The 23,548-nt window shown below is 69.5% G+C and carries 25 protein-coding genes; 15 read left to right on the plus strand and 10 right to left on the minus strand.

All coding sequences use genetic code 11. From position 1 onward, the window contains the following. Position 1: 1 nt before the first annotated feature. Together Aple_RS12025 and Aple_RS12030 are read right to left on the minus strand one after the other, a co-directional pair. Positions 2 to 607 carry a nuclear transport factor 2 family protein gene (locus Aple_RS12025; RefSeq protein ID WP_170321418.1) on the minus strand — a complete coding sequence of 202 codons (606 nt, stop codon included), beginning with the start codon at positions 605 to 607 and terminating at the stop codon, positions 2 to 4. A 16-nt stretch (positions 608 to 623) separates the two neighbouring features. Further along, positions 624 to 1,778: an alpha/beta fold hydrolase gene (locus Aple_RS12030; RefSeq protein WP_218038266.1), complete on the minus strand. Its 1,155-nt coding sequence runs from the start codon at positions 1,776 to 1,778 to the stop codon at positions 624 to 626. A 216-nt stretch (positions 1,779 to 1,994) separates the two neighbouring features. On the opposite strand from Aple_RS12030, the gene Aple_RS12035 reads away from it, so the two are divergent. Genes Aple_RS12035 through Aple_RS12065 form a run of 7 tightly spaced genes read left to right on the plus strand, consistent with a single transcriptional unit; the run spans position 1,995 to position 9,315 of the window. Next, entirely contained in the window at positions 1,995 to 2,852 is an 858-nt protein-coding gene (locus Aple_RS12035) for an SDR family oxidoreductase (RefSeq protein ID WP_170321419.1), read from the plus strand. Next, positions 2,849 to 4,054 carry a homogentisate 1,2-dioxygenase gene (locus Aple_RS12040; protein ID WP_155344624.1) on the plus strand — a complete coding sequence of 402 codons (1,206 nt, stop codon included), beginning with the start codon at positions 2,849 to 2,851 and terminating at the stop codon, positions 4,052 to 4,054. Before Aple_RS12035 ends, Aple_RS12040 begins: the two co-directional genes overlap by 4 nt. A 4-nt stretch (positions 4,055 to 4,058) precedes the next feature. Then, the gene (locus tag Aple_RS12045) at positions 4,059 to 4,961 is read left to right on the plus strand and encodes an SDR family NAD(P)-dependent oxidoreductase (protein ID WP_155344625.1); all 903 of its coding nucleotides are present in this window, start codon (positions 4,059 to 4,061) and stop codon (positions 4,959 to 4,961) included. Further along, the gene (locus tag Aple_RS12050; RefSeq protein WP_155344626.1) at positions 4,954 to 6,009 is read left to right on the plus strand and encodes an FAS1-like dehydratase domain-containing protein; all 1,056 of its coding nucleotides are present in this window, start codon (positions 4,954 to 4,956) and stop codon (positions 6,007 to 6,009) included. The genes Aple_RS12045 and Aple_RS12050 overlap by 8 nt, the downstream gene beginning before the upstream one ends. After that, positions 6,002 to 7,126, plus strand: coding sequence for a thiolase family protein (locus Aple_RS12055; protein ID WP_155344627.1), 1,125 nt, complete (start codon positions 6,002 to 6,004; stop codon positions 7,124 to 7,126). Before Aple_RS12050 ends, Aple_RS12055 begins: the two co-directional genes overlap by 8 nt. Continuing rightward, positions 7,123 to 8,253 carry an acyl-CoA dehydrogenase family protein gene (locus Aple_RS12060; protein ID WP_155344628.1) on the plus strand — a complete coding sequence of 377 codons (1,131 nt, stop codon included), beginning with the start codon at positions 7,123 to 7,125 and terminating at the stop codon, positions 8,251 to 8,253. Before Aple_RS12055 ends, Aple_RS12060 begins: the two co-directional genes overlap by 4 nt. A 15-nt stretch (positions 8,254 to 8,268) precedes the next feature. Beyond that, positions 8,269 to 9,315, plus strand: coding sequence for an acyl-CoA dehydrogenase family protein (locus tag Aple_RS12065; protein WP_155344629.1), 1,047 nt, complete (start codon positions 8,269 to 8,271; stop codon positions 9,313 to 9,315). Here Aple_RS12065 and Aple_RS12070 read toward each other — a convergent pair. Next, positions 9,312 to 9,860: a nuclear transport factor 2 family protein gene (locus tag Aple_RS12070; RefSeq protein WP_170321420.1), complete on the minus strand. Its 549-nt coding sequence runs from the start codon at positions 9,858 to 9,860 to the stop codon at positions 9,312 to 9,314. The genes Aple_RS12065 and Aple_RS12070 overlap by 4 nt on opposite strands. 95 nt (positions 9,861 to 9,955) lie before the next feature. Here Aple_RS12070 and Aple_RS12075 point away from each other — a divergent pair, with 95 nt between their 5' ends. Beyond that, positions 9,956 to 10,432 (plus strand): nuclear transport factor 2 family protein, encoded by a 477-nt coding sequence (locus Aple_RS12075; protein ID WP_155344631.1) that lies wholly within the window; start codon positions 9,956 to 9,958, stop codon positions 10,430 to 10,432. On the opposite strand, the gene Aple_RS12080 is transcribed toward Aple_RS12075, so the two are convergent. Beyond that, positions 10,400 to 11,185 (minus strand): SDR family NAD(P)-dependent oxidoreductase, encoded by a 786-nt coding sequence (locus tag Aple_RS12080; protein ID WP_155344632.1) that lies wholly within the window; start codon positions 11,183 to 11,185, stop codon positions 10,400 to 10,402. The genes Aple_RS12075 and Aple_RS12080 overlap by 33 nt on opposite strands. A 332-nt stretch (positions 11,186 to 11,517) precedes the next feature. On the opposite strand from Aple_RS12080, the gene Aple_RS12085 reads away from it, so the two are divergent. Genes Aple_RS12085 through Aple_RS12110 form a run of 6 tightly spaced genes read left to right on the plus strand, consistent with a single transcriptional unit; the run spans position 11,518 to position 16,811 of the window. Continuing rightward, positions 11,518 to 12,732 carry an ABC transporter substrate-binding protein gene (locus Aple_RS12085; RefSeq protein ID WP_170321421.1) on the plus strand — a complete coding sequence of 405 codons (1,215 nt, stop codon included), beginning with the start codon at positions 11,518 to 11,520 and terminating at the stop codon, positions 12,730 to 12,732. Next, positions 12,729 to 13,514 (plus strand): ABC transporter ATP-binding protein, encoded by a 786-nt coding sequence (locus tag Aple_RS12090; protein WP_155344634.1) that lies wholly within the window; start codon positions 12,729 to 12,731, stop codon positions 13,512 to 13,514. Before Aple_RS12085 ends, Aple_RS12090 begins: the two co-directional genes overlap by 4 nt. Continuing rightward, positions 13,511 to 14,251: an ABC transporter ATP-binding protein gene (locus tag Aple_RS12095; protein ID WP_155344635.1), complete on the plus strand. Its 741-nt coding sequence runs from the start codon at positions 13,511 to 13,513 to the stop codon at positions 14,249 to 14,251. The genes Aple_RS12090 and Aple_RS12095 overlap by 4 nt, the downstream gene beginning before the upstream one ends. 3 nt (positions 14,252 to 14,254) lie before the next feature. Continuing rightward, entirely contained in the window at positions 14,255 to 15,142 is an 888-nt protein-coding gene (locus Aple_RS12100) for a branched-chain amino acid ABC transporter permease (RefSeq protein ID WP_155344636.1), read from the plus strand. Beyond that, positions 15,139 to 16,245 carry a branched-chain amino acid ABC transporter permease gene (locus Aple_RS12105; protein ID WP_155344637.1) on the plus strand — a complete coding sequence of 369 codons (1,107 nt, stop codon included), beginning with the start codon at positions 15,139 to 15,141 and terminating at the stop codon, positions 16,243 to 16,245. The genes Aple_RS12100 and Aple_RS12105 overlap by 4 nt, the downstream gene beginning before the upstream one ends. Continuing rightward, entirely contained in the window at positions 16,245 to 16,811 is a 567-nt protein-coding gene (locus Aple_RS12110; RefSeq protein WP_218038267.1) for a VOC family protein, read from the plus strand. The genes Aple_RS12105 and Aple_RS12110 overlap by 1 nt, the downstream gene beginning before the upstream one ends. Positions 16,812 to 16,841: 30 nt before the next feature. Here the strand turns inward: Aple_RS12110 and Aple_RS12115 are convergent, their stop codons facing one another. Next, entirely contained in the window at positions 16,842 to 17,699 is an 858-nt protein-coding gene (locus tag Aple_RS12115; protein WP_155344639.1) for a T3SS effector HopA1 family protein, read from the minus strand. A gap of 31 nt (positions 17,700 to 17,730) precedes the next feature. On the opposite strand from Aple_RS12115, the gene Aple_RS12120 reads away from it, so the two are divergent. Then, on the plus strand, positions 17,731 to 18,231 hold the full coding sequence (locus Aple_RS12120; protein ID WP_155344640.1) for a hypothetical protein: 501 nt from the start codon (positions 17,731 to 17,733) through the stop codon (positions 18,229 to 18,231). Between the two features lie 476 nt (positions 18,232 to 18,707). On the opposite strand, the gene Aple_RS12125 is transcribed toward Aple_RS12120, so the two are convergent. From Aple_RS12125 to Aple_RS12145, 5 genes are all read right to left on the minus strand, one after another. Continuing rightward, the gene (locus tag Aple_RS12125; protein ID WP_155344641.1) at positions 18,708 to 18,947 is read right to left on the minus strand and encodes a hypothetical protein; all 240 of its coding nucleotides are present in this window, start codon (positions 18,945 to 18,947) and stop codon (positions 18,708 to 18,710) included. 115 nt (positions 18,948 to 19,062) lie between these two features. Then, positions 19,063 to 20,526, minus strand: coding sequence for a DUF2079 domain-containing protein (locus Aple_RS12130; protein WP_246264394.1), 1,464 nt, complete (start codon positions 20,524 to 20,526; stop codon positions 19,063 to 19,065). Then, a complete protein-coding gene (gene dprE2 / locus Aple_RS12135; RefSeq protein ID WP_155344643.1) occupies positions 20,523 to 21,269 on the minus strand; it encodes a decaprenylphospho-beta-D-erythro-pentofuranosid-2-ulose 2-reductase in 747 nt (248 codons plus the stop codon). The genes Aple_RS12130 and dprE2 overlap by 4 nt, the downstream gene beginning before the upstream one ends. After that, a complete protein-coding gene (locus tag Aple_RS12140) occupies positions 21,266 to 22,552 on the minus strand; it encodes an FAD-binding oxidoreductase (protein ID WP_155344644.1) in 1,287 nt (428 codons plus the stop codon). Before Aple_RS12140 ends, dprE2 begins: the two co-directional genes overlap by 4 nt. Continuing rightward, positions 22,545 to 23,414: a decaprenyl-phosphate phosphoribosyltransferase gene (locus tag Aple_RS12145; RefSeq protein ID WP_155344645.1), complete on the minus strand. Its 870-nt coding sequence runs from the start codon at positions 23,412 to 23,414 to the stop codon at positions 22,545 to 22,547. Before Aple_RS12145 ends, Aple_RS12140 begins: the two co-directional genes overlap by 8 nt. Between the last annotated feature and the right edge of the window lie 134 nt (positions 23,415 to 23,548).

The following is a 23,548-nucleotide window of genomic DNA, read 5'->3' on the forward strand; positions in this document are numbered from 1 at the left end:
GTCACTCCGGGGTCGAGGTCTGAGCGGCGCGGTACCGGAGGATGACGGGAGTCGACTGGTCGGTGTCGTCGTACGCGCCGCGCGCTCCGGGCGGATACGTGGACAGGATGCCGTCCGCCGCCGGCTGCTGATGGCGCCACTCGGAGTGGACCCGTCGGCGGGCCAGCTTCCACTCGCCGTGGCGCCGTTCCCAGCGGTCGAGATAGCGGCCCCCGGCGACCAGGTCGTAGGCGCAGCCGGTGCCACCGAACATGCCGCCGAGTGGGGCATCGGCCCGGACCCGGTGGTAGGCCGTGCAGAGCGCCTCGCTCACCGCCGCCTCCCCGTCCAGGCTGATCAGGATATTTCCCACCTGGTGGTGGGTGACGTCGAGGGCCGCCGCGAACAGCGTGCGACTGCTCTCCATCGCCTCTCTCCACCCCTTCTCTGAGCCGATCGACGAGACCCACCAGGTGGCGTCGTCGTGGAAGACCTGGTCCAGCATCTCCCAGCGCCGCCGATCGACACAGTGGGCGTAGAGGTGGATCCGGTCGGTGATCTCGGCCCTCGCGGCGAGCGCTTCCGCGCTGTAGTTCGCGGCCCGGCTGGGGGCGACGGTGGGTGGCATGAGCTGTCCCTTCAGATCAACCCCGGACATGGTCCGGGTGGGCGTCTATCCACGTGGACAATGAATCGATCATGGTTGCGAGCTGCTCGGGCTGCCCGTGCAGGTAGTGGCGACCCCCGCCGATGGCGGTAAGGGCGCGGTCATCGTGCGAGATGCTGTCGTAGAGCTCGCGGGCGTGCGAGGGAAAGCAGCTCTGGTCGGCCGTGCCGTAGATGACGTGGACCGGCGCGGTCACCCCGGGCAGCAGATCGGGGGCGTGGCCGTTGCTCCGGGTGCGCGACCACTGCGACAGCCAGGCTCTGACGGTCGTGAAATGGCCGAGGGTCGCGGGCTGGAAGTTGGCGTTCCAGGGCTCACCCCACAGCGTTCCCGGTTCCCGGTCGTTCGGGTCGAGGGACAGATCGACGTAGCGCGGGTCCGCGCCCACGCCGTGCACGACGAACGGCAGGTCGGCGATTCCTCGGCCGGTCAACTGGATGAGCGTCTCCTCCGCCCAGGCCGTGATGGCGTCGTTGCGGGCCCGCTGGGCGGTCCGGTACGCCCGGAGCCAGCCGGCGTCGTAGGGAGGGCCGTTCGCGGCGTCGTACATGTCCAGCCCGGGGTCGCGTTCGAATGGCGCCGTCTCGTCGGCGATCGAGGGGTCCATCGTCTCGGTGAGCAACTGCGAGCGGCCCGGATGGGCCATGGCGAGAACGAGGAGATCGGCCGGTGGGAGGTCGGCTCTGGTCAGATCGGGCCCGCCACCGCACGGGGACGACGTGATGCTCGGCCGTTCCGCCTGGTTCTGGTAGAGCGCCGCGAGCGCCCCGCCGCCGGAATTGCCGAACAGGACGACCTGGTCGTACCCCTCCGCCCGCAGGTACCGGATGACGCTGCCCACGTCGACCACACAGTTCTCCAGCAGGAGCGCCGAGTCGTTGCCGAGGTAGCGCGTGGTCATGCCGACGGCGTCATAACCGGCGTCCGCGATCGCCGCGAGGGCGTAGTGGCCCATGAAGTTCGAGGAGGGATGCATGGCGACGACGGCCGTCGCCGCCAGCCGGTCCGGGCGGGCCCGGTGCCGGGTGCACCACAGGGTGCCACTGATGCGGGCGACTCCCGAGTAGATCTCGTTGGCCGAAGGCGCGTCCGCCATCGGCACGGCCAGGAGGTCCGTGCGGGTGCGGCTCACGACCTGTCTCCGTTCGCTTATCGGATACACATCTCCGAATATTTCGCAATGTGTCATCGGGATCGAATCCTGTCAAGGTCACGGCCACCAGCCATGCTCTCGTGGAATGGACGGGCCTTGACAGCGTGCTGCCCGAACGGGGAAGGTAGATCAACCGATAATCGGACTTACATCTCCGACTGTCGTTGGGTTTATGAGTGGAGGTGGCACCACATCGTGACGCGAGAGACCGTCCTCATCACCGGCGGGGCACGCGGCCAGGGCCGTAGTCACGCGCTCGGCTTCGCGGCGCGCGGCGCCGACGTGGCCGTGCTCGACATCGGCCAACCGATCGACGGCCTCCCCTACGAGCTGGCCACCTCGGACGACCTGCGGGAGACCGCCGACCTCGTCGCCCGGACGGGCGTTCGTGGCCTGGCGGTCGCCTGCGACGTCCGCGACCCGGCTCAGGTCCAGGCGGCGGCCGGCACCGTGCTGGCCGAGTTCGGCCATATCGACACGCTCGTGCTCAACCACGGGATCTGGAGCACGGGGCGATTCTGGGAGGTGGAGGAGGAGGCCTGGACGTCGACATTCGACGTCAACGTGAACGGAAGCTGGCGGGTGGCCAGGGCGGTCGCGCCCTCCATGATCCAGCGACGCGCGGGCAACATCGTCATCATCGGGTCGACGTCGGCCACCACGCCGACCCAGAACTACGCGCACTACGCGGCCTCCAAGGCGGCGCTCGTGCAGCTCACCAAGATCTTCGCCGCTGAGCTCGGCGAGTTCGGGGTGCGGGTCAACTCCGTCAGTCCCGGGCTGGTCGACACGCCGATGGTGAACTTCCAGGCGGTCTACGATCGGGTCCGCCCCGGCGCCTCACGCGAGGAGTTCCTCCAGGGAGGTTATGCGATGACGCTGCTCGCCGGCCGCCGGCAACTCGATCCCAGCGCGGTCACCGCGGCCGTCCTGTGGCTCGTCTCGGCGCAGGCGGCCGATATCACCGGTCTCGACCTCGTCATCGATGCGGGTAACCGCCTGCTGCCGCGCCACAACCCGCGGCCGTGGACTCCCGAGGGGAACGTGTCATGACGTACTACCGGGCCGTCGGCTCGATCTCGCGTAAACGTCACACCGCCCATCGCCCGGACGGGTCGACCCTGGCCTACGAGGAGATGATCGGCGAGGAGGGGTTCTCGTCGACGTCGTCCTTGCTCTACCACCGCAATCTGCCGCCCGCCATCGTCCGGGCTTCGACGTGGCAGCCCGGCGACCTGCGTCTGCACGAGAACGAGCCGATGATTCCCCGGCACTTCACGCTGCACGGGCTCTTCCCGGAGGGGGGCGCCGGCAAGGACCTGATCCGGGACCGGCGGCTCATCCTGGGCAACGACGATGTCCGCATCACCTACGTCGTGGCCGCGGAGCGCTCGCCCTTCTACCGCAACGCGGTGGGCGACGAGTGCGTCTTCATCGAGCGGGGCGGCGCGCGCCTGGAGTCGGTCTTCGGCACCCTCGAGGTGACCGGCGGCGACTACGTGGTCGTGCCCCGGGGGACCACGCACCGGTGGGTCCCCGACATCGGTTCCGGTCCGCTGGGGGCCTACTGCGTCGAGGCGAACTCGCACATCCAGGCTCCGAGCCGGTATCTGTCCCAGCATGGCCAGTACCTGGAGCAGTCGCCGTACTGCGAGCGCGATCTGCGCGGACCCGCGGGACCGTTGCTGGCCGAGGATGTGGGCGAGGACCCGGGCGCCGAGACCGATGTGTACATCAAGCACCGGATCCGCGGCGGCATCGGCGGAACGATCCACACGATCCCGTTCCATCCGCTCGACGCGGTCGGCTGGGACGGGTGCCTCTATCCGTACGCTTTCAGCGTGCATGACTTCGAACCGCTCACCGGCCGCGTCCTGCAACCCCCTCCGGTGCATCAGGTGTTCGAGGGCCGCAACTTCGTGATGTGCAACTTCGTGCCCCGCCTGGTCGACTACCACCCCGGCGCCGTGACGGCGCCCTACTACCACGCCAACGTCGACAGCGACGAGGTCATGTTCTATGTCGCCGGCAACTACGAGGCCCGTTCGGGATCGGGCGTCGCCCCCGGTTCGGTGACCCTGCACACCGGCGGCCATTCGCATGGCCCGCAACCGGGGGCGTACGCGGCGTCCATCGGCGCGAAGGCGGTGGACGAGCTCGCCGTGATGGTGGACACGTTCCAGCCGCTGCTCCTGGGCGAGGGGGCCCTCGCCAGCGACGACGGCGTCTACCTGCGTTCGTGGCTCGAAGGGTGAAGAGATGAGCAGACTGCGGGACAGAGTGGCGATCGTCACCGGGGCGGGCCGGGGGCTGGGTCGTTCGTACGCCCTCCGCCTCGCCCGGGAGGGCGCCAAGGTCGTGGTCAACGACCTGGGCGGCGGGCTGCACGGCGAGCGGGGTGACGGCACCCCGGCGGACGACGTCGTCCGCGAGATCCGCGAAGCGGGCGGCCAGGCGATCGCCAATGGCGACGACGTCGCCGACTGGGAGGGCGCCCACCGGCTCGTCCAGGCCGCCCTCGACGCCTTCGGGGACGTCGACGTGCTCATCAACAACGCCGGGATCCTGCGGGACCGGATGCTGGTGAACATGACCGAGCAGGAGTGGGACGACGTGGTCCGGGTCCATCTGCGCGGTCATTTCTGCCCGACTCGGGCTGTGGCCGCGCACTGGCGGGCCCGGGCCAAGGAGAACCCCGGGCCGCGCGACGCGGTGCTGATCCACACGACGAGCATCTCCGGCTTGTTCGGCAGCCCCGGCCAAGCCAACTACGCCTCCGCCAAGTCGGGGATCGCCACGTTCGCCTACGAGTGCCACCTCGAGCTCAACGAGCGGCTCGGCGTGCGCTCCTATGCGATCGGGCCGAGCGCCCGTACCCGGCTGACCGAGAGCTCACCGGCGGCGGTCGAGGCCGTGGCGAAGCCGGAGGCCGGATTCGACTTCTTCGACCCGGACAACGTCAGCCCTTTCGTGGTGTGGCTCGCGTCGGCCGGGTGCGGCGCCCCCTCCGGAACGGTCTACACCGTGGAGGGCGATGAGGTGACCGTCGTCCAGCCCTGGACCCGGGGCCCTCGGATCAAAGCCGGTGACAGCCGATGGACGCTTGAACAGCTCGACCAGGCGTGGCCCGAGCTGTTCGGACAGGCGGGTGCGCATGCCTGACCGGCTCGGCAGTGTCCAGCTCACCGATGTCGTCCGCTACGCCGGAGCGAGCGGCGATCTGAATCCCATCCACTACGACCCGTCGTTCAACCGAGCGGCCGGGCACGAGGGGCTCTTCGCCATGGGCGCCCTCCACGGTGGATGGCTGGTGTCGCACGTGGTGTCCCAGGGGGCGTCCCCGCCGGAGGACGCGCCGTGGTTCCTCCGGCTCAGGTACCACGGGATCGTCCCCCTCGGGCTCGACCTGGAGGCCGAGTCGTCGGTCGGGCCCGACCGGACCACCGCCGACCTGACCGGTGGGGGCGAGCGCAAGGTCAGCCTCGAACTGGCCGGCCTCGACGCGCCGCCCGCGGCCGGCGGTGGCCGGGACGAGCAACGGTGCACGTTCCCGGTCGAGCTGGGCACGGCGAAACGTTTCAGCGAGGCGGTGCGATGGCCCGAGCCGATGGCCCCGGGTAGCCCGGTACCACCGACCTACCTGTCCGTGCTGAGCTTCTGGCTGCCCAATCCCGACCCCATCGACCGAGTCGGATTCGACCACTCCCGGACGCTGCTCGGTGAGACCTCGATCTCCATGACCCGAGGTCCGGTGCGTGTCGGCGAGGTCTTCGAAGTCCGGGAGTACGTCGGCGAGGAGCGCACGCGCGAGGGCCGGGCCGGTGTGATGCGCCTGGTCGATCTGGTCGCGGAACTCTCCGACGACACGGGACTGCGCGTGGCCTACCGGAACACCTTCATCCTGATGCCGGCGGCGGACGGGCCAGTGCGACCGTTGACCGGAAGCAAGGATCCCGAGACGGGGCAGGTCTTCTACCCGGCGAGGGCGCTGAGCGTCGACGGCCGGATGCGCCCATTGGTCGAATCCGCTCTCGCATCCGAGGGAGTCCTCTACTCGTGGACCACCTACGCGGGGACGGCGTACGGACAGGTCGATCTCGACGACGGGGTCAGACTGCAGGTACGGCTGGCGCCGGGCGACCATCAGATCGGGGCGCGGTACCGGCTGGCCGGCTCACCCGACGGGGACAGGTGGTTCGAGCATGCGTGACGTCATGGTCCTCGGCACCGGCATGGTGCCGTCCGGACGGTATGCGCCGGGCTCGGCGCGCCGGCTGGCCACGGACGCCTCGGTGGCGGCCCTCTCGGACGCAGGCTGCGCCTTCGCCGACCTCGACGCCTTCGTCTGCGGCTCCGCGCACCCGCTGACGCCGCGCGGGGTCTACCTCGCCAAGGAGCTGGGGGTCACCGGCCTGGCGGTGCTGCACGCCGAGCACGCCTCCGCCTCGGGCCTGGCCGCCATGCATCTGGCGTGGCTGGGGGTGGGCTCGGGAGCGTACGAGGCGGTGCTGGTCCTGGGCGTCGACTGCCCGGAGAGTGAGCAGTCCGCTCTTGAGATCATCGAGGGCGAGGGCAATCTGCCCGCTCCCGCGCTGTTCGCCATGTGGGCCAACCGCCGGATGCACGACCGCGGCACGACTCCGCGCCACCTGGCGGCGGTGGCCGCGAAGAACTGGAACTATGCCCGCGGCAATCCGTACGCGGCCCGGCGGGCGGCCGAGCCGATCACCGTGGAGAAGGTCCTCGCCAGCCGCATGATCGCGCCGCCGTTGACGAGCATGATGTGCACTCCGTGGGGCGAGGGCGCGGCCGCCGCCGTCGTCTGCTCGGCGGAGTTCGCGGCACGGCACGGCGCCGACCGCGCGGTGCGGATGCTGCATTCGCACATCGAGAGCGAGACGTACAGCCCCGGTCACGTCTTCCAGGGGGCGATCGTCGGGCCGCCGGCAATGTCCCGGCGAGCGGCCGCCGCGCTCTACCAGGCCACCGGGCGGGGGCCGTCCGACATCGACGTCGTGCAGGTGCACGATGCCTTCGCCATCGAGGAACTGTACTACTACGAACTTCTCGGCTTCGCCGCGGACGGCGAGGCCGAGGGCCTGGTCGAGAAGGGCGCTTTCGGTCCCGGCTCGCGGGAGCGCTTCGGCCTGCCGGAGTTCTCCACGCACGGCGGCCTCATCGCCGGCGGCCACCCAGGCGGCCCGACCGGGCTGGCCCAGGTCCACGAGACCGTCCGCCAGCTGCGCGGGGGCCGATCGGTCGGCCTGTGCCACCTGCTGGGGGCCGGATCCGTCGCCATCACGCAGCTGTACGAGCGACCTTCATGACCGCGGCGCTCCGCGCGGAGGCGGCCACCTGGCTCCGCGAGCACGCGCCCCGGTTCGAGCCCGCCGGCCCTGGACCACTCTCCCCCTTCGAGGTCGTCGACGAGGCCGAGGAGCCGGCGCTGGTCGAGCTCGCCCGCCGGTGGCAGCGGCACAAGTTCGAGGCCGGGTGGGCCGCCCTCTCGCTGCCGCCCGAGCTCGGCGGGCGCGGGCTGTCCCGGGCCGATGACGTGATGTTCACCGACGAGGAAGCGCGCTTCCACGTGCCGACCCATGTGCTGGAAGTGACGACCCGGATGGTCCTGCCGACTCTGGTGCACTGGTCGCCCGAGAAACGCGCCTCGATCGAGGGGATCATCAGCGGCCGTGACATGTGGTGCCAGCTGTTCTCCGAACCCGACGCGGGATCGGACCTCGCCGCGTTGCGCACCCGCGCCACCCGCCGGACCGACGGCACCTGGACCGTCACCGGCCAGAAGGTGTGGACGTCGTGGGCGCATCTGGCCCAGCGCGGTTACCTGCTGGCCCGCACCGGCGCCGACGGCCACGGCGGCCTGACCGCGTTCGAACTCGACATGGCGGCACCCGGTGTGTCGATCCGCCGCATCCGGCAGGCGACGGGGGCATCGACGTTCAACGAGGTCTTCCTCGACCAGGTCCCGTTACCCGCCGAGGCGCCGATCGGCCCGGTCGGTCAGGGCTGGGCCGTGGCCATGACCACGCTCATGAACGAGCGACTCGCCGTCGGCGCCGACCAGATCCCGTACGACGAGCTGCGGGCCGAGGCGGTGCGACGCGGCCTGCTGAACCAGCCCGACGTGGCCGCGGCCCTGGGCGCCCTCCGGGCCAGGCGGATCGTGCTGGAGCAGCTGCGGCAGCAGATGGTCCGGTCGGTACGGCGAGGCGGCGATCCGGGTCCCGAGGGCTCGGCGGCCAAGCTCTTCCTGGCCGAGAGCGTGTTCGAGGCTGCCCGGTTCGCCCGGCGGCTCGTCGGCGGCGACCTCGTCGTGGATGACCGGTGGAGCCGGCTCGCGCTCGCCTGGCCCGGCATCAAGAACGCGGGCGGGACCGATGAGATCCAGAAGACCATCATCGCCAACCGGATCCTCGGCCTGCCGAAGGAGCCGTAGACGGAAGGGTGACGCATGTACGCCGACGACGACGTGGAACGCCAGATCAGGGCCGAGCTGTCCCGGGTCGTGGATTCGGCGCGAAGCCGCCGGAGTCTCAGCGAACACGCCGAGCGCGGCGACGATGATGTGACCCGACGTCATCTGAGCGAGCTCGGGATCCTCGAGGCTATGCTCCCGGACGAGCCCGGGCGGACCGGTGGGCGGCTGCGACACGTTCTCGCGGCCGTCGAGGAGGCGGCCGTGGGACTGGTCGCGCCGGATCTACTCCCGTCGGCCTTGGCGCTCTGGACGGGTCTGGCGGCGTCGTGGCCTGGGATTACGCAAGGGGAGATCCTGTCCGGTCCGACCACGGTGGCCTGGCCCGGGGTCCTGGCCGGTGCGGAATCGGTGCGGCGGGCGGCGGAGGACGGGTCGGTCACCGGCCGCCTGGGCTACGTGCCGGGCGGATTGTCGGCCCAGCACATGGTTCTGGTGCTGCCTGACCCTTCCGGGGCCGTAGTCTCCCTGGTCGCGCTCGACAAAGCTCGGCGTGAACCCTTGCAGGTCCTCGACCGGAGCCGACCCGCGGCGGTGGTGGAGCTCCCTTCCGCGACGACCCGGGAGCTGGGACGCCTGTCCCCCGCGGACCTCACCCGGCTGCGCTCAGGGTGGCTGGCGGCCATCGCGGCCGACTGTCTCGGCGGCATGCGGGCCGCGCACGACGCCGCGGTCGGCTACGCCCGGCAGCGGACCGCCTTCGGCCGGAGCATCGGCAGCTTCCAGGCGGTGCGGCACCGGTGTGCGGACATGTTCGTCGACGTCGAGACCACACGCGCGGTCGTACGGGGCGCGATCGCCGCCGTCGATGAGGGCGGCGAAGACGCGCCGGCACTGTCCCTGGCCGCCGCCAGCCACGCCATGGACGCGTTCTGCCGCGTCGCCGAATCCTCGATCCTGGTGCACGGCGCCCTGGGGTTCACCTACGAGTGCGACGCCCACTTCTACGCGCGCCGGGCCTACAGCAACGCCGCGTGGCTGGGTGGGGTGAACGCCCTGCGCGCCGAGCTCGCCACCGTCTAGGCACCCTGAAAATGGGCATACGAGGGATCGGCGCCCAGTCCGCCAGGCCGGAGCCCTTGCTTGATCGTCGCCCAGACCGGATTGCCCGGCAGGTCGTCGCGCGACCAGTCGATGAGCATCACCCGGCGCGCGATCCGCCACTCCCCGTCGCGCCGCTCGAACCGGTCGAGGGCGCGACCGCCCATGATGCGCAGATGGGTCCCGCTGTCCTCGGGCTTGAGCACGAGGCTGGTCTGCGGGCCGACCGGATGCATCACCAGGTTGTACGTCTCGACGTTCGCGACACCGGCCTCGATGTCGAGGTCGATGATCACATTGGTGATGTGGTGCTGGCTGAACTCCGGCAGGTCGCCGAACCCGTCGACGAGCCGCCGCGCGAACTCCGCCGGTGTCGCGTCGGGGGCGTCGTAGGCGCGGATGTCGACCGCGTCCGGGAAGTAGGCCGACTTCACCAGTTCCGGGTCCCGCCGGTCGCACCCCCGGCAGTACCGCTGGAGCACGTCGCGTATCTCGAGGTGAGCGCTGATCTCTTCAATGGTGTACAAAGCCGTCCACCTTCTACTAGCCGATATTCGGATACTATCCTCCGAATAATGGATGGGGAATAGCTCCCTATCCAAGGTTCGGGAGGGAGGCCCCAATGGTCGAGGACCGCGCCCGGGGTCGGCAGGCGCTGGCTCGCTTCTACGCCGAGGAAGAGGCCTACCTCGCGCGGGCGGGGACGGACCCCGCCGCCCAGGCCCGGCTGCTCGCGTGCTTCGCCGAGGATGTCGTGATCCAGGAGGCGCCGAGCCTGCCGTACGGCGGCGACTGGCACGGCCACGCCGGCGTGCTGGCCCTGATGAACCGGCTCTCGGAGGTGTACGAGCGCGCCACGTTCGGCGACCGGACGGTATTCGCCGATGGTGACGACGTCTTCGTCCTCCTTCGAAGCACCGTCCGGTTTCGCGCGTCGGGGCGGGAGCTGCGGAACATCGTGCTCCAGCACATCACCTTCCGGGACGGGCTGATCGCCTCGATGAGCCCCTTCCACTGGGACACGCACGCGGTCGTCGCCTCGGCCGGGGACCGAGCCAAGGGGACGTCACAGGACGCCGGTGGCGCGGGCGATCTGTAGCGCGGCGGCCCCGGAGCTGAAGCCTCCGTCGACCGGGATGTCCGCGCCGGTCAGGTAGGAGGCCCCGTCGCTCAACAGGAAGATCACCACCTGGGCGATGTCGGCCGGCACCGCCGGTCGCCCGGCCGGTGTCACGGCGGTGACCGCGTCCCGCTGCCGCGGATTGGCCGCCACCATCGGGGTGTCGACGACGCCCGGATGCACCGCGTTGACCCGGATGCCCGACGCGGCGAACTCGAGCGCGGCCGCCTTGGTCAGTCCTCGCACCGCCCATTTGCTCACGCCGTACGCGACGGCGTGATAGCCGGCGAGCGCCACCGCGCTGCCGATGTTCACGATGGCCCCACCGCCCTGCTCGATCATGGCCGGCGCCACCGCCCGGATGCCGAGAAAGCTGCCGCGGGCGTTGACGTCCATGAGCTCGTCCCACAGGGACGGCGCCGTGTCCAGGATCGTCCCCGGCCGAGCGATTCCGGCGTTGTTCACCAGACCGTCGAGTCGCCCGTACCGGGCCAGCGCGTCGGCGACGATCCGCTGCCACGACTCCTCGGATCGGACGTCGAGGCCGGCGAAGTGGGCGGTGCCGGTGCCGTGGCGGGCGTTGAGCACCCCGGCCAGCTCGACGCCCTCCGCCTCGAGCAGGTCGCCGATCACCACCCGCGCCCCCATCGCCGCAACCAGTTCCGCCTCAGCTGCCCCTTGGCCGCGAGCGCCGCCCGTGATCAGCACGACCTTCCCATCGAGCGTGACCATGACCGTCCTCCCAGTGCTCCGATTATCGGATATAGATGACCACTTTCCAGATTCGTTCGGGCGAGCGTAGCAGCGGACAAGAGGGTGATGGAACGCAGCTGATCCAGGTAGTTCTCTCCATGTTCGTGCTTGACGTCACATTACGGACATGTTTCAATGAGCAACATTCGGATAGGCAACTCCGAAAATCGGATATCTTCAACACTCCAATCACACCATGGGCGACCACACCGCGCGGCGGGTGGGACGCGACCGGTGTGCCGCTCCAGGCACCCGGCTCGGGGGAGGGACATTCCACCTGGCTCCGCGGAGCCCTCACGCAAGGCAAGGCCATGAGAAGGAACAACATCGCGACGTCAGGGCTGCTCGTCCTGAGCCTTTTGGCGCTGATCTCGTGCAGCGTCGAAGAAGGTACGGGCGACACGGCCGCCGAGACGGTCACGGTCGGCATCATCGGGTCGTACACCGGGCCCATCTCGAACTTCGGGCCCGCGTGGGAGGACGGCTTCCGCGCCGGACTCGACGTGGCCACCAAGGGCACCAACCAGGTGGGCGACGTCAAGGTCCAGATCCAGGTGCGCAACGACACCAGCGACCCGACGACCGGTCTGAGCGTCGCCAAGGAGTTGCTGGGCGCGGGAGTCCGGATTCTCGCCGGGCCGGCAAGCTCGGCCGTCGTCGTGCCGGTCGCGCAGCTGGCCATCGACAACGACGCCATCCTCATCGCCGGCCCCACCGGAAGCGCCGACATCGACGGCATGGGGGCCGGCGTCTACCGCACGTCGCCGACGACGCCCCAGCTCAACACGGCGGTCATGCAGGCGGCCGCCGCCCGTGGCGCCAAGACCCTGATGTACATCGGCCAGGACTACGCGTACGGCAAGGCGGCCGTGGCCTCGCTCGAGCAGATCGGCCCGGACAAGGTGATCGAGGTCGACAACGTCCTCCTGCCCGTCGGGACGCAAGACTTCACCGCCGGGGTCGCCACAGCGCTCGCGGCCAACCCGGACGCGATCTTCGTCGGCTGGGCCGGTGAGGGACTGCCACAGCTCTTCAAGGCCCTCGCCGACCAGGGCGGGTTCGACAAGTCCCACATCATCACGATCGGTCCCGGCCGGCCCCAGTTCGAGTCGTACGCCGCCGCCCTCGGCGACAACCTCGACAAGGCCGAGCTGATCACCTACTACGCCCAGGACACCATGGGGAATGACGGCGAGAAGGCCATGGACGAGGCGCTGAAGCGGCTCGGGCTCAAGGCTCCCATCGACCACCAGCAGGCGGAGGGGTACCTCGGCGCGCTCATGGTGGTGAAGGCCATCGAGCAGGCCGGACCGAGCCTGAAGGTCGACGCCGTGCACAAGGCGCTGTCGGGCGCCAAGTTCGAGACCCCGGTCGGTACGGTGACGATCCGGCCCGAGGACCACATCTGCGTCCAGCCCATCTTCGGCTACGCGATGGAGAAGGCCGGTGCGGAATATCGGCTGAAGGTCATCAAGACCTACGCCGCCGCGGACGTCCTGTCGCCGGTGACCCGGACCATCCCATGACGGCCGCCCCGGCCAATGAGGTCCTGCCCGAGAGCGTCGCGCTCTCGGGCAAGGCCATCAACCTGGTGGTCGACGGCCACCACATCCTCGTCGACGTCTCCGTCGACGTCGCCGCGGGCGAGTTCCTCGCCATCATCGGGCCGAACGGGGCCGGCAAGACCAGCCTCATCAACGTGCTGAGCGTGGCCACGCCGCCGACGTCGGGCACGGTGCACCTGCGGGGCCGGGACGTGACCGGCCTGCCGCCACACCGGGTCGCCCGCAGCGGGCTGGGGCGCACGTTTCAGACGTCCAACCTCTTCCTCGGCCGGAGCCTGCTGGAAAACGCCCGGCTGGCCGCCAACGGCCGGGACGCGCGGCTGCGCACCGGGTTCCGCCGGGTGTTGAAGGACGACCCCGTCACCGAACGGGCCCGGGAGACCCTCGACCTGGTGGGCCTGGGAAGGCGGCCCGACCGGCTGGCGTCGGAGCTCTCCCACGGGGAACAGCGCAAGCTGGAGCTGGCCATGGTCCTCGCGCAGGGCGCCAGCGTCATCCTGCTCGACGAGCCGATGGCCGGCGTCAGCGTCGACGACGTGGCGGAGCTCGTGGAGCTGATCCGCAGGGTCCACCGCGAGCAGGGCAAGACCACCGTCATGGTCGAACACCACATTCATGTGGTCCTCGACCTGGCTGAGCGCATCGGTGTGATGCACCACGGCGCCATGATCGCGATCGGGCCACCGGACGAGATCATCGCGAACGACGTCGTCCAGACCGCGTACATGGGTGAACCATTGTGAAAGCCGATCCTCACCAGCGGGCGCCCGGGTCCGTCCTGTCCCTCCGGGACCTTCACGCCTACGTCGGGCAGTCGCACATCCTGCAGGGAGTCTCGTTCACGACCCGGCCCGCCCAGGTGACGGTCATCCTCGGCCGCAACGGGGTCGGCAAGACGTCCACCCTCAAGTCCGTCCTCGGGCTCATGAACCACACCGGCGTGATCGAGTTCGACGGCCGCCGGCTCAGCGGCCTGGAGACGCACGAGATCGTCCGGCTCGGCCTGGCCTACGTCCCCGAGGACCGGGATGTCTTCCACGGACTGACCGTGGCCGAGAACCTCCGCCTGGCCGAGCGGCGCGGCCTGACCCCGGACTATGACCGCGTCTTCGCGCTCTTTCCCGAGCTCCGTGATCGTCGCGGTCAGCGGGCGGGCACCATGTCGGGCGGCCAGCAGCAGATGTTGTCGCTCGCGCGGGCCCTCCTGCACGACAACCGCCTGATGCTCATCGACGAGCCGACGAAAGGTCTCGCGCCCCGGCTGGTGAGCGAGTTCGTCGCGACGCTGGAGCAGATCACCGCGCATACCAGCGTGTTGCTGGTGGAGCAGAACCTCGCCGTCGCGCGCCGACTCGCCGACCACGTCCTCGTGCTGTCGGAAGGCCGGGTCGTACGCGACGGGCCGGCCGAGGATGTGCTCGCCGACGACTCGTCCATCCGCCGGCTCCTCGGAGTCGCGGCCGACCACGAGGAGAGCTGACGCGTGTCGACATTCCTGCTGATCATCATCTCCGGTCTCGGCCTGGGTTCGCTGTACTTCCTGCTGGCCGCCGGCCTCTCCGTGATCTTCGGGCTCATGCGCGTGCTGAGCTTCGCCCACGGCGCGTTCCTGTCGGCCAGCGGCTTCGCCTCCTGGCTGGTGCTGCGGTCGTTCGAGGCGCCGTCGACACCCTGGCTGCTGCTCGCCCTCGTGGTCTCCGTCCTGACCGGCGGCGTCGTCGCGTACCTCGCCGAGGTGCTGCTCATCCGCCCCCTCAAGGGCAAGGAGCTCGAGCAGCTGCTGGCGACGGTCGGTCTCGGCATGGTCCTGGTGGCCCTGATGGCCGGTTCCTGGGGACCGGACGAGCACCTGATCCCCCGCCCCGCCTGGCTCACCGACACGACCTCGATCGCCGGGGCGCCCATCTCCAACAGCCGCCTTCTGCTCATCGGCCTGGCCGGCGTGGTGGTGGTCGGCATCCAGCTGATCCTGTCGCGGACCCGCTACGGCCTCATCATCCGGGCAGGTGTCGAGAACAGTGCCATGGTGTCCGCGCTCGGCATCAACGTGAAGCGCGCGTTCACCGTGGTCTTCGTCGCCGGCGGCATGCTCGCCGGTCTCGGGGGCGGCCTGGCCGGGACCTACTACGGGGGAATCTCCCCGTTCCTCGGTGACGGCATGCTCATCTTCTCGTTCATCGTGCTCATCATCGGCGGCCTGGGTTCGATCAACGGTGCCCTCATCGCCTCGGTGGTGCTGGGCGTGAGCCAGTCGGTGGCCAACTACTACATCCTCAACGGCATCGGGGACGTGCTCGTGGTGGTGCTCCTGGTCGCCACGCTGCTCGTCCGCCCGCAAGGTCTCCTCGGCCAGAAGGAGAGACTGGTATGACGAAGTCAGGCGCCCTCCGCTATGGAGGCGCCGGCCTCCTGGTGGTGGTCCTCGCCGTACTGCCCTTCCTGCACCGCAGCGTGGGCGGGTTGCTGCCCGGCCCGATCAACAGCCCGGGAAGCCTCCAGGTCCTGGCCCTCATGCTGGTGGCGGCGGCCGCCGCCATCACCCTGGACCTGATGTTCGGCTACACCGGGCTGATGTCGTTCGGCCATTCGCTGTACGTGGGGTTCGGCTGCTACGCGACGGTCATCCTGAGCAACAATCCGAGGCTGGGCTTCGCGCTGGGGGTTCCGCTGGCGATGGTGCTCAGTGTCGTCGTCGCCGTCGTCGGCAACGCCGCGGCACTGCGGCTGACCGGCATCGGCTTCAGTATGGCGACTCTGGCCATGGCGCAGGGGTTCGCGATCGCGGTCGAGCGCGGATTCCTGGGCAGCGGTGGCGAGGTCGGAGTGACCTTCGCGCGCGGCGTGCTTCCCGATCCGCTGCGCGGAGTGCTGAACACCCGCAACGTCTACTGGCTGGCGCTGGCGCTGGTCGTCGTGGTGTACGTGATCTGCGCCGTCCTGGTGCGCACCCACATCGGTCACGTGTGGCAGGGCATCCGGGAGAATCCACTGCGGACGAAGGTCATCGGTTACAACGTCTACGCCTACCAGCTGGCCGCCGCGACCATCTCCTGCACGCTGGCCGCGATGTGCGGAGTCGTCTTCGCGATCGTCATGGGCGGCGCCAACCCGGGCATCGCGGGGCTGCACTACTCGCTGGCCGTAGTGCTGATGGTCGTGCTGGGCGGGCGGGGAGTCCTGTGGGGCGCGGCACTCGGCGCGGTCCTCTACCAGTTCCTGACCCTGCGCCTGCCGACGCTCTCCGGCTCCCAGATCGTCACCGGGCTGCCCGAGTTCCTCCAGATCCCTCTGTCCCAGCCGAACTTCCTCCTCGGCGTGGCCTTCATTCTGATCATTCTCTTCATGCCGGGCGGGCTCGCGTCCCTCTTCACCCGGCGCCGGCGCGTGACGTCGAGGCGCGGCGGGGAATCCGATGGCGACGTGCCCGCGGCCGCCCGTGAACCCAACCTGGTCTCCGGAGAGGTAGGTCGTTGATGGTCCGCATCGGTGTATCCGAAGTGGTGCTGAGAACGTCCTGGTATGACCGTCTGTGCGGGTGGTACGGGGAGGTGCTGCGGCAGCCGCCGACGCTCGATCTGACACCAGAAGCGAACCGGGGAACCGACGATCCCGACCTCCCCACGCGCATGGCGTTCTTCGACCTGCCCAGCGAATTCCCCTATACCCAGCGCATCGCCGTCTTCGAGTGCCTCGATGTCGGCTCGACCGAACGCAGAAGCGTCGGCCTCCACCACATCCAGCTGAGATTTCCCGATCATGAGTCCCTCTTCGACGCCTACCGGAGACTCAAGCCGCTCGGCATCATTCCGGCCGAAACCGACAATCACGGCATCGCGACCAGCTTCTACTACCGCGATCCGGACTACAACCGGGTGGAGCTGTCCGCGCTGAACTTCGCCACGCTCGCCGATGTGCGCGCGTACACGACGACCGATCGGTTCCGCCGCAAACCGGAGGGTGAGCCCATCGACGTCGAAGAACTGATCAGGCGCCGCGAGTCGGGGGAACGCTACGCGGACATGCTGACGCCCTCGTGGTGAGGCGAGACACCTGTCAGGAAACGTTCAGGTCTATAGGCCGAGGTGCCGATGTGGTTTCTTCGGCATGACGCCGAAATCTCCTAATCCCGCCTCGATCAGACGCTGCAGCTCCTCCGCGCTCCGCACCGGCTCGGCGTGACCCTTGAGCAGACTGGCGATCACCGCGGCCCGGGTCCAGGTGAAACTCTGGTCTTTGCTCTGCCTGAGTCCCTGTATGTAGTCCACCGGTTCCTCCGCCCAGGAGATGGCCGGTGACACCTGCGAGTAGAACGGGGTGACGGTCTCGTCGGCATCCCCTTCCTGGAGCGCGTCGGTGACCGCGGCCACGATGCGGTCGCCGACGTAATCCGCATCGCCCTCCATCTGGTCGCCGACCCGGTAGTACACGACGATTTTGTCGTTCTTGACTTCCGTGGTCGGCTGGGCGGTGGCGGACAGGAACACCTTGAACTGCATCAGGTCAGAAAAGACAGTCTTGTCAGAACTCAGCGAGCCCAGCGCTTTCGTGGCGCGCACGGCGGCCTGCTGCGAGGTCAGGTTGATGACTATCCGTCGTTGACGATAATTGAGCCCCGTGGGCTTCTCCCCGATGTCGGGGTTGAGGAAGCCTATGTAGGATCCTATTTCCAGCGCCTGCGATACGTTCAGATACTTGCCGTCCTCGGTTTGCGCCTGAATCGTGAAGGCTTCAGTCGCCTCATAGATTTCTTCTATTTCCTTTTGGGACAGCGCGTCCTTGAGGTAGCCGACATCGCTGACCGCCATCATGTTGTATATCTTGGAGGCCAGGGTGTTCGGATCGGCGACAAGAGAGCCTTTCTTGTACCAGGTGTCATAGAGCTCTTTGTAGAACCGCTTATCACGATCCTCGTTCCTGGCGGACCGCACGCTGTCCTGGTACGGGGAAAGCGTGCCACGTTTGGTCTTGTTCAGCTGGCTCGACCTTCCGGTCGGCGATTCCGTCCGAGCGGACCTGCTGAGAGCCGTGCTCCGATCCCTGGATCTCGGCTCCCGTTCGGACTTACTCGAATCGGACCGTTCGGCGTCGGATCGTGTTCGCGTCGTCGTTGTGGTCGTCGACGTGGGCGGGGGCGGGCTGAGGGGAGGCGGCCTGTTCGCCGCGACCGGGAGCGGAGCCGGCTTGAAGGGCTTGAGGGGCGCCGAAGGCGTTGGCATCCCCAGGCGTGTGGGTGGGCCCACAGTACGCGGAACGTTCGAGGTGAGCGGCGAACTCGGCGAGGCGGGCATCGGGCGGCTTGGCACCGGTGGGCGGGTGAGCGGCGCGAATTTGAGTGTGAACGGGGGATCATTTGCGTTGCCGGGCATCCGCATTACAGGCGGCCGGCTCGCGGAAACCGACTTCAACGGCTGGGAGGTGAACGTCGGCGTAGGTGGACTCGATCGCCCGACGCTCGTCTGAGGTGGGTTCGTTCGGGCGGGCGGTGGCACCCTCGCAGGCGTCACCGGCGGCCGGACGGGCTGCGTCTGGGTTGGGGCCGATCTCGTCGGCGTGGGTGTGTTCAGTCGCCCGACGCTCGTCTGGGGTGGATTCGTGCGAACGGGTGGCAGCACCCTCGCAGGCGTCACCGGCGGCCGGACGGGCTGCGTCTGCGGTCGGACCGGTGTGGGCGACGGGAGATTGCTCCTTACCGGAGGCGTGCTGGTGTCCTGACTGGAGGAGGTACTTCCACCAGGGCGGCTGCGTGGCGGAGAGGTCCGCTTGCGGTGATAGGCCAAGGCTTCCGTCCGTGGATAAGGGCATGTCGTGAAGATAGGGAGCAATATCGTCCCTTAGCCCTAGATCACACCGCATCCTGATCGCCTATTCGGTCATCGATACGTACCCGCCGAAAAGCGACCCCGGTTCCTGAAGGCGCGGGCCTTCTGCCCGCAATGTCACACCGCCTGCCGGTAAGCGGTGGTCACGGCGTTCAGCGCCCAGCGCATGCGGCTGGCGAAAGACTCGGGGTGATCACCGGCTTCCTGAGCGACGTAGGCGACGCACACCGCGGCGTCGCCGTCGCAGGAGCACAGCCTGTCGTCGATGGCCGTCCTGATCTTGTCGGGCGAGAGGTCGTCCGAGGGCTGCAGCGGGGAGGTGAACAACACCTGGGCCAGGTCTGATGTGGTCAGCATGCCTTCACTGTGCGCCCGATTCCGGGCTGAGAACATCCGGGGCAACCACTGATTCGCCACGGTAAGAACCACGTAACCATCAGACGGGTCGTAGGGGTCGGCACACCGGAGCCGGTCACGGGCGATGCAGCACCACGTACCCCTCCTGGTCGAAGACCACCTGGTAGCCGTCGCGTTTGAGCTCCTCCACCCGTTCGCGCTGCCGGTCGGGCGACCCCCACGGGTAGGAGATCCGGGCCACGTCGGCGACGATCCACGGCGCGACGGCGGGCCGGTCCTCCCACAGCAGCACGGTGGCGCGGCCGGACAGATGCGGCCCGACGTGGTTGATCGCTTCCACCACGACCCCATCGGGTACGGCACGCACCGCCGCCTCCGCCGCCACCACATCAGGCTGCGACTCGTAGAACTCGGGCCGGATGAGCTGGTCGAACGGAAACCGCGGCACCACCGTCAGCGCCACCGCGCACGCCCCGGCCGCCCAGGCGAGCCCGAGCCCGCCGCGCCCGGTCCACCGCATGAGCCGCGCCGTGCCGTCCACCCCGGCGCAGATCACCACGGCCACGATGAACGCGCTGTGATGGAAGTCGGTGCCCCACCAGATCGACCGGTCCGACAGCATGCGTTCCAGGTACGGCGGCACCGCCATCAGGATGATCGGCGAGAACAGGCAGGTCAGCAGCGCGGGCCAGAGCAGGTACGCCAGCGTGTCGACCTTCACCATGGGACTGACGAGCGTGTGCAGCACCCCGATCGGGTCCTCGATCATCTTCCCGGCCACCGCCGGCACGTCGGTCCCGAGATGGTCGTACGCCCAGTACATGTGCGAATCTCCGCCGACGGCGGGAATGAGCATGCCGAGCGCGAAGAACGTGTAGAAGAGCCCGCCCCCGACGTACATGAGCCCGTCGAAGCGCCGTCCCTTTGTCAGGACGAACAGCCCGAAACCCACCACCATCAGGCCCATGTCCTCTTTGACCAGCGCCAGCCCCACGGCGGCCAGCGCGACCTGCCCGTGCCGTCCCGCGTGGAACCGCTCGACCATCAGCGCGATCAGCACCGGCGCGAACGCCACCTCGTGGAAGTCGAAGTTGACCGCCCGCGCGACCGGCCACGACAGCGCGTAGGCGATGGCCACGAGGTAGGCGGGAGCCGTGCCGAGCACCCGCCGGGTGTACCGCCAGATCGGCACGATCGCCAGGGCGAACAGCGCGGCCTGCGCGACGATCAGCGTCTCCGGGCCGTCGTGCACCCAGTACAGCGGCGCGAGCAGCGCCAGGATGGGCGAGAAGTGCTCGCCGAGCTGGTTGAAGTCCATCCCCTGGCCGAGACTCATCCCGCGGAGCGGACTGGTCGGCGCGCCGAACCCGGCCATTCCCCGGACCGCCTGATCGAAAAGCGTGAGATCGAGACTCGTCGTCCGGAACAGGTTGTGCCGCACCAGCCCGAGCAGCGTGTAGATCCCCATGGCCGCGAGCGTGATCGCCGCGACGGCCACGACATGTCTGGCCCGATCGCCAGCCAGCAGGGGAATCGCAGTCCGTGCGGCCATCCGGATCTGCGGGCGAATGGCTATCAACCGGGCAACCTACGGAAGATCGCTCGCGACAGCCGCCGGAGCACCGCCATGACCGGGCGCAACACCCCTGGAACCCAGATCGTCCCCGCCTGGGACCGCAGCCCGGCGTGGATCGCGACGGCGACCGCGTCCGGTGTGGTCGCGAAGGGCGCGGGCGGCAGGCCTTTCGTCATCTTCGTGTGCACGAATCCGGGGCGTACCACCAGGACGCGCACCCCGGAGCCGTGCAGCACGTCGGTCAGCCCCTGGGCGAACGCGTCCAGACCGGCCTTCGCCGAGGCGTATACGAAGTTGGCCCGGCGCGGCCGTTCCGCAGCGACGGAGGAGAGCACGACGAGCGTGCCGTGCCCCTGCTCGCGCAGCGCGTTCGCGCAGGCCAGCGCGGCCGACATGGCCCCCACGTAGGTGACGGCGGCGATCTCGGCGGCTTTCACCGGGTCGAGCGCGTTCGTGCCGAGCACCCCGCATGCCACGAGCACGACGTCGATGTCGCCTCTGGCGAACGCCTCGCCGAACGTCTTCTCATGATCGCCGACCGCCGTCGCCTCGAATTCCACGGTCTCCACGGCCGCGCCCGCCGTACGCAGCTCGTCGGCCGCCCTGGTCAGCGCCGCTGACGGGCGGGCGGCGAGCACCACCCGGCGGACCCGCCGCCGGACCAGCAGCCGGGCCGTGGCCAGCGCGATGTCCGACGTCCCGCCGACGACCAGCAGCGACTGCGGGTCGCGAAAAGCGTTGTTCACAGGCGCAGCCTCCTGGCCAGGTCGGACTGGAACACCCCGGCGGGATCCAGCAGGGCGCGGACCTCGCGGAACCGGGCCAGACCCGGATACATCGCGGGCATCGACTCGGGCGCGAGCCGGGCGTCCTTGGCCAGGTAGACCCGCCCGCCCGCGGCGATCACGGCCTGGTCGCAGGCGTCCAGGAGTTCGGGCAGCCCAGGCGCGGCGGCCGGGAAGTCGAGCGCGAGCGTCCAGCCCTCGATCGGGAACGACAGCAGCCCCTCCCCCGCGGGCCCGAGCCGTTTGAGCACCGCCAGGAACGACGGCACCCCGGATCGGGCGATCCGCCGGACCACACTTTTCAGGCCTTCGCCGTACGGCACCGCGAACTGGTATTGCACGAACCCGGCCGGCCCGTAGATCCGATTCCAGTCGCGAATCCGGTCCAACGGGTGGAAGTACGCGCCGAGCGGCATCGAGCGCACGCTCGCCCGGGGGGCTTTGCCGTACCAGAGGTGGTTGAAAAGCGCGGCCGTGTGGCGGTTCAGCAACCCGCCGGGCATGTGCGGCGGCACGCTCAGCAGCGGCCTCTGGAGCGCCGCCGTCGCGACCCGGCCCTCGGTGTGGACGGCCTGGTCGACGATGCCGCGCCCGCGCTCGGACAGGCAGTCGAGCCAGGCCACCGCGTATCGGGCGGTGCTGCCGGACAGGCAGGCCAGGACGTCGTCCAGGTCGCCGCAGCGGCGGGTTTCGACTCGCATCAGGGGCGAGCCGATCGGGATCGGGCGCAGGGTCGCGCGGGTCACCACCCCGGTCAGGCCCATCCCGCCGGTGGTGGCGTGGAAGGCCGCCTCGCCGGGTCGTACCGTCCGAATCGTGCCGTCGGCGGTGAGCAGGTCGAGCTCCTCGACGTGCGCCGCGAACGAGCCGTCGGCCGGATGGTTCTTGCCGTGCACGTCGGCCGCCACCGCCCCGCCGACCGTGACATGCCGGGTGCCGGGGACGACCGGGAGGAACCGCCCTCGCGACGCCAGCGTGCGGATCAGCTCGCCCAGGCTGGCGCCGCCCTCGGCGATTAGCCGGTCACCGATCAGGTCGAACCTCCGCAACCGGGTCAGGTCGACCACGACCCCGCCGCCGTTCTGCGCAGGATCGCCGTAACTGCGGCCGAGCCCCCGGGCGATCACGCCGCGTCGGCCCGCCTCCCGTACGGCCGCCGCGAGCTCGTCCACCGAGCCCGGCCGGAGCACCCGGGCCCGCGAGGGAGACGTCCGCCCCCAGCCGGCGAGCAGCGCGTCAGCCATTCGCGGCCACGAACAGCACCACCCACACGCCGCCGAGCCCCAGCAGCCAGCGATCCCCGAACACCACGCTCTCCGGCGCGCCGGCCGCGGCCCGGTCGATGTGCCAGGCATACCGCAGGAAGGCCAGGCCGAACGGGATGATCGTGAGACTGTGCGCGGGGAACGCCCACAGGCAGTAAACGGTCATCGCGACCGTCCCCGCCGCCTGCCAGACGAAGCGCAGGTAACTCACCGAATACTGGTCGAGCGACGGCCGGGCGGTCAGCCCGTCCGCGCCGAGCCGGGCCAGCTCGGAGAACCGCTTGCCGGCCACCGCGAACAGCGCCGTCGCGCCGATCACGATCAGGAACCACCGGGTCAGCGGCACCGCCGCCATCGCCCCGCCGTACACGGCCCTGAGCAGGAAACCGGACGACACCACCGCCAGGTCGACGATGGGCACGTGCTTCAGCCACCGGCAGTAACACACGTTGATCAGCAGATATGCGGCCAGCACCCCGGCCGCCACCGGCTGCCAGGCCAGCGTGAGCGTGAGCGCGGCCACGGCGAGCGCCGCCGCGCCGCCCAGCGCCGCGCTCTCCGGCACGATTCCGGCGGCGACCGGCCGCAGGCGTTTGTCCGGGTGGGCCCGGTCCTCGTTGGCGTCGAGCACGTCATTGAGGAAGTACACGGCGGACGCGGCGCAGCAGAACGCCACGAAAGCCACTGCCGTGGCGGCCAGTGTGCCGCCGTCGTACCGCTCGGCGGCCAGTGGCGCCGCGGCGACCAGCACGTTCTTCACCCACTGGCGTGGTCTCGCGGTGCGGACCAGACCGCCGAGCCTGGTGGGCGGGGCCACGAGGGCGGTGCTGGTGGTGCTCACGGGCGATCCCCCTGCGGTCGCTGATCTCCAGCCGATGCGGACGATATCCACTGGTCCGCTACCGGGGGGAGAACGGCGGGTGAAGGCTGGGCCGACCGACTGTGACCATCGGAGGCGGCACGTCCAGTGAATTG

It is taken from the genome of Acrocarpospora pleiomorpha (assembly GCF_009687885.1).
GTDB lineage: Bacteria > Actinomycetota > Actinomycetes > Streptosporangiales > Streptosporangiaceae > Acrocarpospora > Acrocarpospora pleiomorpha.

Excerpts from the sequence above, each read along its gene's own strand:
- Aple_RS12025 (WP_170321418.1), bottom strand. The coding sequence starts at position 607 with ATGCCACCCACCGTCGCCCCCAGCCGGGCCGCGAACTACAGCGCGGAA.
- Aple_RS12040 (WP_155344624.1), top strand. The coding sequence starts at position 2,849 with ATGACGTACTACCGGGCCGTCGGCTCGATCTCGCGTAAACGTCACACC.
- Aple_RS12045 (WP_155344625.1), top strand. The coding sequence starts at position 4,059 with ATGAGCAGACTGCGGGACAGAGTGGCGATCGTCACCGGGGCGGGCCGG.
- Aple_RS12050 (WP_155344626.1), top strand. The coding sequence starts at position 4,954 with ATGCCTGACCGGCTCGGCAGTGTCCAGCTCACCGATGTCGTCCGCTAC.
- Aple_RS12055 (WP_155344627.1), top strand. The coding sequence starts at position 6,002 with ATGCGTGACGTCATGGTCCTCGGCACCGGCATGGTGCCGTCCGGACGG.
- Aple_RS12060 (WP_155344628.1), top strand. The coding sequence starts at position 7,123 with ATGACCGCGGCGCTCCGCGCGGAGGCGGCCACCTGGCTCCGCGAGCAC.
- Aple_RS12065 (WP_155344629.1), top strand. The coding sequence starts at position 8,269 with ATGTACGCCGACGACGACGTGGAACGCCAGATCAGGGCCGAGCTGTCC.
- Aple_RS12075 (WP_155344631.1), top strand. The coding sequence starts at position 9,956 with ATGGTCGAGGACCGCGCCCGGGGTCGGCAGGCGCTGGCTCGCTTCTAC.
- Aple_RS12080 (WP_155344632.1), bottom strand. The coding sequence starts at position 11,185 with ATGGTCACGCTCGATGGGAAGGTCGTGCTGATCACGGGCGGCGCTCGC.
- Aple_RS12085 (WP_170321421.1), top strand. The coding sequence starts at position 11,518 with ATGAGAAGGAACAACATCGCGACGTCAGGGCTGCTCGTCCTGAGCCTT.
- Aple_RS12090 (WP_155344634.1), top strand. The coding sequence starts at position 12,729 with ATGACGGCCGCCCCGGCCAATGAGGTCCTGCCCGAGAGCGTCGCGCTC.
- Aple_RS12105 (WP_155344637.1), top strand. The coding sequence starts at position 15,139 with ATGACGAAGTCAGGCGCCCTCCGCTATGGAGGCGCCGGCCTCCTGGTG.
- Aple_RS12110 (WP_218038267.1), top strand. The coding sequence starts at position 16,245 with ATGGTCCGCATCGGTGTATCCGAAGTGGTGCTGAGAACGTCCTGGTAT.
- Aple_RS12125 (WP_155344641.1), bottom strand. The coding sequence starts at position 18,947 with ATGCTGACCACATCAGACCTGGCCCAGGTGTTGTTCACCTCCCCGCTG.
- Aple_RS12140 (WP_155344644.1), bottom strand. The coding sequence starts at position 22,552 with ATGGCTGACGCGCTGCTCGCCGGCTGGGGGCGGACGTCTCCCTCGCGG.